The 9,651-nt window shown below is 70.2% G+C and carries 22 protein-coding genes; 18 read left to right on the forward strand and 4 right to left on the reverse strand.

The genetic code is table 11. The features are described from left to right. Positions 1 to 50: 50 nt before the first annotated feature. From ACZ7HQ_RS30225 to ACZ7HQ_RS30260, 8 genes are all read left to right on the forward strand, one after another. Positions 51 to 320: a hypothetical protein gene (locus ACZ7HQ_RS30225; protein WP_470996519.1), complete on the forward strand. Its 270-nt coding sequence runs from the start codon at positions 51 to 53 to the stop codon at positions 318 to 320. After that, entirely contained in the window at positions 317 to 472 is a 156-nt protein-coding gene (locus tag ACZ7HQ_RS30230; RefSeq protein WP_470996522.1) for a hypothetical protein, read from the forward strand. The genes ACZ7HQ_RS30225 and ACZ7HQ_RS30230 overlap by 4 nt, the downstream gene beginning before the upstream one ends. 37 nt (positions 473 to 509) lie before the next feature. Beyond that, positions 510 to 1,025: a hypothetical protein gene (locus ACZ7HQ_RS30235; RefSeq protein WP_470996525.1), complete on the forward strand. Its 516-nt coding sequence runs from the start codon at positions 510 to 512 to the stop codon at positions 1,023 to 1,025. A 26-nt stretch (positions 1,026 to 1,051) separates the two neighbouring features. Further along, positions 1,052 to 1,351: a hypothetical protein gene (locus ACZ7HQ_RS30240; protein WP_470996528.1), complete on the forward strand. Its 300-nt coding sequence runs from the start codon at positions 1,052 to 1,054 to the stop codon at positions 1,349 to 1,351. Between the two features lie 110 nt (positions 1,352 to 1,461). Continuing rightward, positions 1,462 to 2,472 (forward strand): hypothetical protein, encoded by a 1,011-nt coding sequence (locus tag ACZ7HQ_RS30245; RefSeq protein WP_470996530.1) that lies wholly within the window; start codon positions 1,462 to 1,464, stop codon positions 2,470 to 2,472. 151 nt (positions 2,473 to 2,623) lie between these two features. Further along, the gene (locus tag ACZ7HQ_RS30250) at positions 2,624 to 2,827 is read left to right on the forward strand and encodes a hypothetical protein (protein ID WP_470996532.1); all 204 of its coding nucleotides are present in this window, start codon (positions 2,624 to 2,626) and stop codon (positions 2,825 to 2,827) included. Further along, the gene (locus tag ACZ7HQ_RS30255) at positions 2,824 to 3,246 is read left to right on the forward strand and encodes a hypothetical protein (protein WP_470996534.1); all 423 of its coding nucleotides are present in this window, start codon (positions 2,824 to 2,826) and stop codon (positions 3,244 to 3,246) included. The genes ACZ7HQ_RS30250 and ACZ7HQ_RS30255 overlap by 4 nt, the downstream gene beginning before the upstream one ends. After that, positions 3,243 to 3,581 (forward strand): hypothetical protein, encoded by a 339-nt coding sequence (locus tag ACZ7HQ_RS30260; protein WP_470996536.1) that lies wholly within the window; start codon positions 3,243 to 3,245, stop codon positions 3,579 to 3,581. The genes ACZ7HQ_RS30255 and ACZ7HQ_RS30260 overlap by 4 nt, the downstream gene beginning before the upstream one ends. A 129-nt stretch (positions 3,582 to 3,710) precedes the next feature. Here ACZ7HQ_RS30260 and ACZ7HQ_RS30265 read toward each other — a convergent pair whose 3' ends face one another. The 4 genes from ACZ7HQ_RS30265 to ACZ7HQ_RS30280 form a co-directional block, all read right to left on the reverse strand. Continuing rightward, positions 3,711 to 3,938, reverse strand: coding sequence for a hypothetical protein (locus ACZ7HQ_RS30265; RefSeq protein ID WP_470996538.1), 228 nt, complete (start codon positions 3,936 to 3,938; stop codon positions 3,711 to 3,713). A 290-nt stretch (positions 3,939 to 4,228) separates the two neighbouring features. Further along, positions 4,229 to 4,435, reverse strand: coding sequence for a hypothetical protein (locus tag ACZ7HQ_RS30270; protein WP_470996541.1), 207 nt, complete (start codon positions 4,433 to 4,435; stop codon positions 4,229 to 4,231). Between the two features lie 62 nt (positions 4,436 to 4,497). Beyond that, positions 4,498 to 4,779, reverse strand: a complete 282-nt coding sequence (locus tag ACZ7HQ_RS30275; protein ID WP_470996544.1) for a hypothetical protein — start codon at positions 4,777 to 4,779, stop codon at positions 4,498 to 4,500. Positions 4,780 to 4,978: 199 nt separating this feature from the next. Beyond that, positions 4,979 to 5,278 (reverse strand): helix-turn-helix domain-containing protein, encoded by a 300-nt coding sequence (locus ACZ7HQ_RS30280; protein WP_470996547.1) that lies wholly within the window; start codon positions 5,276 to 5,278, stop codon positions 4,979 to 4,981. Between the two features lie 165 nt (positions 5,279 to 5,443). Between ACZ7HQ_RS30280 and ACZ7HQ_RS30285 the strand changes: the two genes are divergently transcribed. From ACZ7HQ_RS30285 to ACZ7HQ_RS30330, 10 genes are all read left to right on the forward strand, one after another. Then, on the forward strand, positions 5,444 to 5,677 hold the full coding sequence (locus tag ACZ7HQ_RS30285; RefSeq protein ID WP_470996550.1) for a hypothetical protein: 234 nt from the start codon (positions 5,444 to 5,446) through the stop codon (positions 5,675 to 5,677). Further along, on the forward strand, positions 5,674 to 5,898 hold the full coding sequence (locus ACZ7HQ_RS30290; protein WP_470996553.1) for a hypothetical protein: 225 nt from the start codon (positions 5,674 to 5,676) through the stop codon (positions 5,896 to 5,898). The genes ACZ7HQ_RS30285 and ACZ7HQ_RS30290 overlap by 4 nt, the downstream gene beginning before the upstream one ends. After that, positions 5,895 to 6,041 (forward strand): hypothetical protein, encoded by a 147-nt coding sequence (locus ACZ7HQ_RS30295; protein ID WP_470996556.1) that lies wholly within the window; start codon positions 5,895 to 5,897, stop codon positions 6,039 to 6,041. Before ACZ7HQ_RS30290 ends, ACZ7HQ_RS30295 begins: the two co-directional genes overlap by 4 nt. Continuing rightward, positions 6,041 to 6,253 (forward strand): hypothetical protein, encoded by a 213-nt coding sequence (locus ACZ7HQ_RS30300; protein ID WP_470996559.1) that lies wholly within the window; start codon positions 6,041 to 6,043, stop codon positions 6,251 to 6,253. The genes ACZ7HQ_RS30295 and ACZ7HQ_RS30300 overlap by 1 nt, the downstream gene beginning before the upstream one ends. 71 nt (positions 6,254 to 6,324) lie before the next feature. After that, a complete protein-coding gene (locus ACZ7HQ_RS30305; protein ID WP_470996562.1) occupies positions 6,325 to 7,191 on the forward strand; it encodes a protein transporter Sec31 in 867 nt (288 codons plus the stop codon). Beyond that, positions 7,191 to 7,397: a hypothetical protein gene (locus ACZ7HQ_RS30310; RefSeq protein WP_470996564.1), complete on the forward strand. Its 207-nt coding sequence runs from the start codon at positions 7,191 to 7,193 to the stop codon at positions 7,395 to 7,397. The genes ACZ7HQ_RS30305 and ACZ7HQ_RS30310 overlap by 1 nt, the downstream gene beginning before the upstream one ends. 10 nt (positions 7,398 to 7,407) lie before the next feature. After that, a complete protein-coding gene (locus ACZ7HQ_RS30315; RefSeq protein ID WP_470996567.1) occupies positions 7,408 to 7,698 on the forward strand; it encodes a hypothetical protein in 291 nt (96 codons plus the stop codon). A gap of 284 nt (positions 7,699 to 7,982) precedes the next feature. Further along, the gene (locus ACZ7HQ_RS30320; RefSeq protein WP_470996570.1) at positions 7,983 to 8,273 is read left to right on the forward strand and encodes a hypothetical protein; all 291 of its coding nucleotides are present in this window, start codon (positions 7,983 to 7,985) and stop codon (positions 8,271 to 8,273) included. Next, positions 8,270 to 8,857 carry a hypothetical protein gene (locus ACZ7HQ_RS30325; protein ID WP_470996573.1) on the forward strand — a complete coding sequence of 196 codons (588 nt, stop codon included), beginning with the start codon at positions 8,270 to 8,272 and terminating at the stop codon, positions 8,855 to 8,857. Before ACZ7HQ_RS30320 ends, ACZ7HQ_RS30325 begins: the two co-directional genes overlap by 4 nt. Then, positions 8,854 to 9,648: a hypothetical protein gene (locus ACZ7HQ_RS30330; protein WP_470996576.1), complete on the forward strand. Its 795-nt coding sequence runs from the start codon at positions 8,854 to 8,856 to the stop codon at positions 9,646 to 9,648. The genes ACZ7HQ_RS30325 and ACZ7HQ_RS30330 overlap by 4 nt, the downstream gene beginning before the upstream one ends. The last annotated feature ends 3 nt before the right edge of the window (positions 9,649 to 9,651 follow it).

The raw sequence follows: 9,651 nt of genomic DNA on the forward strand, positions 1-9,651 counted from the left end.
ACCCGCCCCCGTCACCACCACCCACCACACCCACAACGGAGACCCACACCATGATCCGCGAGCACACCTGCATCACCGTCGCCTGCGACGTCTGCAAGTACGCCTACGACGAAGACGAGTACACCGCCCACTTCAGCGACCTCGCCGAAGCCCGCAAGGCGCTCACCGGTACGGGGTGGACCGTCACCGCCGACGGCAAGGTCTTCTGCGCCTCCGACGACACAGAGCACCAGGCCGCCCTCGATGCCCTCATGCCGCCTGAGCCCGTCATGCAGGTGCCCGGCCAGCTCGGCTTTGACGGTACGGAGGCATCCCAGTGACCGCCAACCCGTCCGGGTGCCGCTGGTGCGGCATCGACCAGCGCGAGCACGCCCGGCGCTGGAAGCCGCCGGTGGGCTGGCATCAGTGGGCCCAGCCGACCCAGGAGCAGATCAAGGCGCGCATGCTCGCCCGCCGGAACCCCTCCGCCTGATCTGTCTCAGGCCACCACCCGAAAGGACCCCCGCACCATGACCGAGACCCGCATCAACCCGACCGACGGCCCGATCCACAAGTACTTCGAACTGTCCTACGCCGACCACCTGGTGAAGCCGCGGACCCTGCTCCAGTCCATGCCGACCGAGTGGCAGGAACAGTTCGTCAGCCTGCTGCGCCAGTTCGACGAGGCCTTCGAGCACGTCGAGAAGCCCGCGGGCTACAAGGTCGCGACCGGCAAGTGGATGCAGCTCGACGACATGACCCTGTCGGAGCTGCACGCAGCCGGGATCGCGATGGAAGGCGAGGAGCCGGACGCCGGGCCCGGCGAGGAGACGCGCTACCACCGCGAGTTCGACGGCGCCGAGCTGACCGGGCAGGACTACGGGTTCGTGCCGCGCCGCGATCCGATCCCGCACTACCGGCACGCGTACATCGAGCCGCGCATCGCCGCCCCTGAGCGCGTCCAGCACTCCGGCCCGGACACGGAGTTCTGCGTCCTCTGCCTGTCCGGCGAGCACGAGCGCGCCACCGCCACCCCGTCCGCCTGACCCGTCCCGTCACCCAAGGAGCACCGATGACCCAGCCCCTCGACCTCGACCAGATCGACACCGTGATCGCCGCCTACCAGCAGCACCCGGATCTCGGGTTCGCCTGTTGCTCCGCGCACCCGGCTGCCGACGCTGCTGCCGCCATGGCCGCCGAGATCCGCCGCCTCCGCGCGGAACTCGCCGACTTCTCCGGCCGCGTCAACGAGTTGGAATCCCAGCTCTGCGACTGCGAGCCCGTCCGCGAGCACGACGACTACAAGCGCCCGGCCTTCTACCAGCACGAGCCGCACTGCCCGGTGAACCAGCCCACCGCCGCCCGGCCGTGACCACTCCGCACGCAAGGCGGCCTGGGCGCGCCGTTACCGCGCCCAGGCCGGCCCCAGCCTCCCACACCACGACCGACCGCCCGCACCAGCCACCAGCCCTGGAGAACACCATGACCGAACCGACTGCCCTTGCGGCCGACCGCCTGTTCGCGCTGATCGCTTCTATCCCCGGCTCCGACTCGGTCGACTGGTGCGACACCGTCCGCGCCCTGCTTGACGAAGTGCGCTCCGAGGCCGTGCCCCAGCCGCGCACGTTCGAGGATGGCGGCGTCAACGACATCCGCGCCCTGTACGCCCTCCAGCACGCCATCGAGGCGGCGGGCGGCGAGCTGACTCGCCCTGTGCACAAGGCGATCGACGCCATCCGCGGCGTGTGGGACGCTGAACTCCGCCGCGCCCAGAACGCTGCCGGCCCGGCGCCCGCCACCGACCAGACGGCGCTGCGGGAGCGGATCGCCGCCGCCCTGCGTGAGCACGGCATGGTCCACCTCGGCGACCAGGTCCCCGCCGACGAGTACGACTGCTGCGCCGACGCGGTGCTGGCCGTGCTGCCGGACGACACCGACCTCACCGAGGCGGACATCGACCGGATGATGGCCGCCGGTACCCCGGTGCAGATCGTGACCGAGCCGCCCGCCACCTACGCCGCCGTGCTGCCCGCGCCCGGCCAGCAGACCGCCCTGGAACGCGCCGCCGACATTGCCGAGGACGTAGCACTCCGCCTGCGCACCGAGTGCCTGCTCGACCAGATGAACGGCGCCTACGAGGTGATGGCCGAGCTGCGTCGTCTGGCTGGCGAGGCGCAGCAGGACCCGTGTGGGCGGACCGAGAGCGTCACCGGAGAGGAGTACCCGCCGTGCGCCCGGCCCGCTGGCCACCGAGAGGCGTACTGCCGTAGCGCGGACGGCCAGGCGTACTTCCTCGCCCGGCTGGGACCACAGCCCGCCCGTGAGGCGCAGCAGGACCCGACACAGGACGGCAGGGCGCAGCACACCGGCGGCAACGCCGAGGACTGCCCCATCTGCCGACCGCAGATCGACAAGACCGTCCTGTACCCGTGGATCTGCACCGGCCCTACCGCCGTGGCCGAGCCCGGCACGGCCGAGCCCGAGCCCCGCTAGCCCGCCGCGATCCGGGGCCGCCACCACACGGCCCCACCACGGGCGCTAGGCGGGCGCCTGACGGCCGAACAGCCCCTCGCGCGACTCCAGCGCCACCAAACCCGCCCCCAGAGCCTCACAGAGGGCGTACAGAGCCCCGACAGGAGAACCTGTGACCTACCGCTACCGCGACACCGACGACCACCAGATCGAAACCACACCCGACACCGGCTGGCACGGCGAACCCGTCGTCACCCTGTGGGCCCGCGGCGATTACGCCAGCATCCCCATCCGCATCCCCGTCGACCGCATCGAGGAACTGGTCGCCGGCATCCGCGACACCGCACGCCAAGCCGCCACCGGAGCAGCAGCATGACCGACCGCCGGACCGCATCCACCATCACCGACACCGAACTCGACCAGCTGTACGACCAGCTCGACGCACTCCGGCAGGTAGCCCGCGGCTACTGCCCCGCCTGCGGACGCGGTGACGCCGCCCCCACCGTCGAAGACTGGGAACGCGAACGGGGCGAACGCGGACGCCTGGAGATCGCCAACCGCGCACTCAACACCGCCACGCTCGAAGCAGTGGAACGCGCCGAGCGGGCCGAGGCCGCCCTCGCCGAAGTCCTCAACACCCTCTACCCGATCACCCGCGCCGGCGACCCGACACCCCTCGGCTACCAGGCCATCCATCCAATACACCCCGACGACTACAACCGGTGGCGCGCCGCCTTCGACCAACCCGCGCCGGCGACAGCGACCCAAACGACCGACCACCAGGAGCAGTCGTGAGCTACGACATCAGCCTCTACATCCAAGTCGACACCGGCGGCCCCGAACCCGTCGACTACTGCGCAGCCGAGATCGGCAACTACACCAGCAACGTCGCCCCCATGTGGACCGACGCCCTCGGCCACCGCCTCGCCGACCTCAAAGACACCAACGCCGGCACCAGCCTCCCCGCCCTGCAACGCGCAGTCACCGCAATGGAAGCCGACCCCAGCAAGTACGAGGCGATGAACCCGGCCAACGGGTGGGGCGACTACGACGGCGCGCTCAACTACCTACGCCGACTGCGGGACGCGTGCGCTGCGCACCCGAAGGCGACGATCTGGATCAGCCATTGAGCGCTTGACGGCCGTGTCATCCTGAACGGGCCTCGCATCTGGCTGGACGCACCCTCGCCAACGGCTCCACACCGAAGGCAACCGACCGCCCCGCCTCCACGGTTGAGACGGGGCGATCGTGCTCCTCGGCTACCGCCGCGCGTTGGGATACTCCTCCCGAAACTGCTTCAGCGACATCTCGTCCCACTCCATCGCCAGCGGCGTGCCACACAGCGGAAACCGCGGGCAGTACACGCCGTCCCACTGCTCACTGAAGTGCTGCCACATATCGCCGTACTCCGTTTCGCTGAGGCAGCACGGCTGTCCGCAAGAGGCGCAGACGCGCACCTCGCCAGCGTAATCGCGGATCGATTCCATCAGGTTTCCTCCTCGTCGGTATCGGCGCGAGGAACCTACGAGCAGGGAAGGCGCGGCGCGCAGCGAACTCACGAACGAGTGACAGACGTGGCGCGGCCCGCCGGGCGTGTACCCCTACAGCCGGCGGGCCAGGCACCCCCAAGGTGCCCCTTCGCGGGGGGATAGACGCTACGCCCGCCACCTGAGCAAGAGGAAGCCCCCAGCCCCGGGGATATAGGGGCTGGGAAAGGGCGCCCCCCTTTGTGTATCAGCGACGCTACGCCCGGCCTGGCTGGATCGGAACCCCCGCGTCAACGCTCCCACACGTCCGGGCCGCCCCCACGCCACTCGATCCACTCCGCGCGCTCCACATCGGAGCCGTCCAGGTCCTCAAGGCCGGCACGGCGCAGGAACTCCAGGACGTCCCCGAAGTCGAACGCGCGGCCCGAGATCTCGCCGTCGATACGGACACGCCGGCCACCCTGCCCATCGGGCGGGTACACGATCACCACAGGCATAGGAACAGACTGCGGCACAGGCCTGATCGCAGCACGCAGCAGACACCCAAATGACTGAGGCCCTAATCCGGGATGAAACCGTTGCCTGGTACAAAGTCGGCCTGCCGAAGGCGCGCCGCCACTTCCGCGAGAGCTTCCAAGAAGCCATCGTTGTAGCGCTTGTCAGCGACGTATCGGTCCCCGCGTAACCTGCCAGCCCACGAGTCGATCCATACGGCAATATCCAGGTGGTTCAGGTAGAGCTCCCGGAACTCCCCTTCTTGAGCGGCGTGGCTCCGTGCTGGTCTCCAATCGATCTCACTCTGGTCGAACGCGAAGCGCTCGTCGTCTGAGAATCCCGTCATCGACGGCTCCTTACTCGATAAGGGTCGGTCGGAGCACACTGCCTCGTGTCGGGGCCTCCTGCACTTCAGGCCGGGCAGTCGAGTGACGGCTGGCGCCGAGCTTCGAGAGTGGTACCGCCCAGAAGCCAGGAACCCCGTGCCGCAGGTATGACGAAGCCCCGGCCGAAGTGGACCGGGGCTCTCGTCTGTCCGGGCGCGGCTACTCCGTCTCTTCCTTCGCGCGTGGCCGGTCGGTACCCGAGCCCGTGTAGCCCCGCTCGATGTCCTGCACCGTAGCCAGTCCGACCCCGAGCGCGGCAGCAATCTTCCGGTACGACACCGGCTTCGGCTTTTGGGCGCGCATCTCCAGTACAACCTGCCGGCGCATCTCTCGCCACCGCTTGCCGCGCTCTGCTTGGTCGGCCATCACCTCGCCGATGGCTTTCGCGCGTTCCAGCGGGTCCGTCATCGCCTCCACGGCGTTCATGGCGTCGATCACGCGCCGTGCCTCCTCGGTCACACCCGGCCTCTTCTCATCGGGCGGGCCACTTGCCCTGAGTGTACGGGGCCCCGTACAGTCTCTGGAAGTAGCCCGCGCTACTACGCACAAAGGCCCCGGCCCGGCGCTGGAACGCCATATGGGCCGGGGCCAGCCATCCACCTGCCGTGAACAGGAGAGATGACCGTGACACACGGTACAAGCCCGGCCCCGCAACAGCCCAGCCCCTGGCCCGGTGAGCCCGGCTACGACCGCACCAGGGCCAGCTGGTACACGAAGCCCGGCAGCGAGATGACCGACGACGAGGTCAACGAGGCCCGCGCCTACTACGACTCCATCGGCTCCACCCAGATGGAGGGCGAGTGGCTTCGCCGCCACGGCCTGCCCGAGAACTACGGTGACCCGGCGGTGACCCGATGAACGGCGACCTCCGCGAGCAGCTCCACACCATGGCCGACCGCCTCGACCACGACCCCGAACACCCCGCCGACCTAAGCCTCACCCCTACCGGCCGCCTAGCCCTCGCCAACGACATCAGCGGCGGCAACCCAGACTTCGTCGACCTCCTCCCACGCATCACCGGCACGACCAGCCGCGGCGCCTACGCGGCACGGCTCCGGCAGATCGCAGGTGTCCGATGAACCAGCAGCCCGAGCCCGACCTGACACCGCGCGCGAACCAGATCGTTGCCGAGCCCGCCACCGTCGAACAGTGCCGCGCCGACTACGAGGCCGCCGCCGACGTCCGGCAAACCCTCGCCGTCCAGGAAGCGAGGCAACGCTGATGGGCCTCCTCGATCGCCTCCTCGGCAACGACCGCGAACGCGCCGCCACCCAGTACGCCGGCCGCGAGTCCGCCACCGACCGCGCCGCCCGGCAACGCCGCGAGTCCTACCACCGCCGCGGCGTCCAACGCGCCGCCCGCCAAGGCCAGGCATGGGAAGACCGCGACCGGCAGCAAGACCGCAAAGGCCGCTGGTACAAGCCCACCCGCTGACCCACCCGAGACCGGTCGCCCCGCCTACATCCCCCAGCGCGGGGCGGCCTTCCCGCTCCCGGAGGAGCACCGTGAAGACTGAGCGCGTCCCGCGCACCCGCACCATCCCGCACACCGTCGACGGTGAGACCGAGTACATCGAGGAGACCGAGTACGACGACGTTCCCGTCGCGCCGCGCGACTGGGACCAGGTCGCCCGGGTCGTGGTCACGGTCATGGCCGTCGTGCTGCTGCTCGCGGCCGTGTCCTGGTCCACGGCCAGCATCGGTTCGCTACTCAGCCGGATCACCGTTGCGGCTGCTGCGTACGGTGCCGCGTCGGCGTTCGACCTGCTGTGGATCATGGCTACCGTCGTGCGGTGGCTGCTGCGCACCGACCCGGTCCGCGTTCAGTCCGCGGTCAAGCTCGGCCGGGTGGCACTCGCTATCGCCATGGCTGCGATCGTCGCGGACGGCTACATCAGCGGCGAGCTGGTGATCGGCGTGGTCGGCGCTTGCGTGTCCGCGCTCGCCAAGGGCGGCATCGAGCTGGCCATGCTCGTCCACGCCAAGCCTCTCGACCCGCGCACCCAGCAGTGGCTCACCCGGCGGCGTGCCCGCCTCAATGCGCAGCTGGGCCTCCTGCCCGTCCGCCGTGAACTCGCGCGCGGCGAGGCTGCCCTTATCGCCGAGCAGCGCCGTCTGGAACTGCTCGGCGCGGATCGCGGATCCGCGGATCCGGACCGTCCGGATGAGTCCGCGGACGATCCGGACGCCGACGTTCTCGCGATCCGGCCCGGCACCGTGACCACCAAGGACGCTGTCCGGATCGCCTGGGATAGCGGGATCCGCGACGACGAGCAGGCCGTCCGCTACGTCGCCAAGGCCACCGGCAAGGCGCCGTCCCCGGACACCGTCGGCCGCTACATGCGACTGCTGCGCCGAGGGCTGGCCGGCTGATGACCGCCACCGCCGGCCTACTCCTGGCCATCACCTGCATCGCGATCGTCGCCCTCGCCGTCGGCCTGGCCGTCGCCTCCCGGGACGGCCACACCCCCGGCTGGCTGCCGCGCATCGCCAGCGGCACCGCGACCACCGTCGGCGCGGCCCTGCTGCTCCTCGCAGCCCTCCACCCCGCCGCCACCGCGCTCGCCCTCCTGCCCTGAAGGACCACTGATGCTCTACGCCCTGATCGCCGCCGCCTGCCTTACGCCCGGCGCCCTCACCGCCTGGCTGCTGCGGCACCGCGGCTGGGTTATCGCGCTACTGGCCGGCTATGCCGTCACCCTGGTCCTGCCGATCGTGCTGATCTCTGCCGTGCTGGCATTCCCGCCGTTCAGTCTCGTCCTCGGAGTTGCCGCCCTGCTGGCCGGACTCCGCGACTACGACGCCGGACGGATCTGGCACGCCACCACATGGGCCACCATCGCAGCCGTCGCATTCGCGTGCGCAGGGTGGTCGTGGTGAGCAGCCGACACCCCATCACCCCGTCGAAGGTGATCCCGGCCGGAGAGCCTTTGCCCGCCCCCGTGGCCCCACCCGGGCCGCCTCCTGTACCGCCAGCGCCGCCCGACTCACCAACTGATCCGCCCCGTCCGGACTGGTGGCGGACCGAATCCGGACCGTCCGGACCGCCCCCGCCCGTCACGTCCGACGTCCACGTCCACGTGACCATCACCCCTGGTGGACCGACGGATCCGCCCCCGGATCCGCCATGGTGGCGGCGGATCCGCTGGGGCTACCACACCGCCATGGCTGCCCTCGCGTTTCCGCTGTCCGGGCCGTGGGCCTACGTCCTCACACACGCTCGCGCCGAGGCCTCGCTCGGCGGGGCGTGGGTGATCGCAGTCATCCCGCTTGCCCTGGCCGCGTTCTGGGACAACGCGGCCCGCATCCAGGCCCGTCACACCGATCCGGACCTGTGGATTCCCCGGATCCGCGCCACCGCCGCCCGCCTCCTGCTCTACGCCGGCGTTGAAGCGACCGTCCTCACCATGCCGATCTTCACCCTCGTCTATGTCCTCACAGGAGTCCGACCGTGACCACCGTCCTCGCCGCTGGCGCCGTCAGCCACTTCACCTCCGGCACCGTCACCACCGCTGGATTCGGCCTCGGCCTCGCCCTCCTCGGCGCCGAGCATTGGCGCTGGTACAAGACTGGCGGCAGTGCGGGCGGTGGCCCGGCTACCAGTTCCGGCGGCGGCCGCGACCCCAAGCAGCTCATCCCGTTCTGGTTCGGGCTCGTCTGCGGCATCCTCATGGTCGCCTGCCCCGCCGGATTCCTCGGCAGCGCCGCCGGATTCCTCCGCTGGGGCGGCAACGGGGCGGGCGGCATGGCCATGGGCTGGCTCACCGGCCAGTCCGGCACCACCATCGCCAACGCATCCGCGCCAGGCCTGGATGGGTACGGCGCCGTCGTCGTCACCGCACTCACGATCTCCCTATGGTGGCTGCGCAAGGGCATCGCGAAGGCCGTGAAAGGCAAGTGGAAGAAGGGGCTGCTCGCTGGCTGCCTGCTGTGCATCAGCACCGGCACCGCCGCGGTCATAGCGCAGCAGGTCGTCGGCAGCACCAACCAGCTCGGCCACTTCGTCTTCGGACAGATCACTACCGGGAGCCTCGTGTGAGAGCCCCGTCCACCGCGCAGTGGCTGCGCACAGCCGTCGACCGCATCGCTGTAGGCAGCGGGCGCCTTACTGTGCATGGCGCCCGCGGCCTGGTCCACCGGTGGCGCCGTACATACGGGCGGGCCCGGTCCTGGGTGGGGGAGTCCTCGGGCTTCGACAAGGGCTTCCGGCTCGTGCTGTTGGCGGTCGCCGTGCTGATCGTCCGCAAGGTCGGCACACGTGTCGGCGGGTGGGCGTATGGGCGGATCGAGTCCGGCGCCTGGTGGTGGCTTCTGTGGGCCGCCGCGGTCGCGTGGGTGATCGCCGCCTATCGGGCTGGCCGGGACGGCTGGAAGCTGAATCAGCGCCCCGAGCAGCCCGCGCCGGCCAGCGCCAACCCGGTCGAGGAGCAGCTGGCCAACGAGTCGGAGCCCCCAGCCGTGCAGTTGAAGAAGCCGCCCCTGCCCACCTTCCACCAGCTGTGCACCTCCCTCGCCAAGGTCGGCACACCCCACGCCCACATCGTGGTCCTCGCCGAGGACTTGGGCACCACTACCGAGGCTGTACGCGAGGCCCTCGACCGGTGTGGGGTGCCGGTGACGGACGTGCGGATGCGTGGCCGCGGCTCGTCGACCGGCATCAAGGGGGACGCTCTCCCCGCCCCGGTCACCCCTTCTGACGGTGTTGTTGGTGCAGGTCAGCCCGCCAACAACGACAACAACAACGCGTTCACCCTCGTCGACGACGACCACAACCCCGTGCGTACGCACGTCATCTGGAACGACAAGAAGACCGCACCGATCAACGACTGAAAG

The sequence above is a fragment of the Streptomyces sp. NPDC037290 genome (assembly GCF_055603245.1).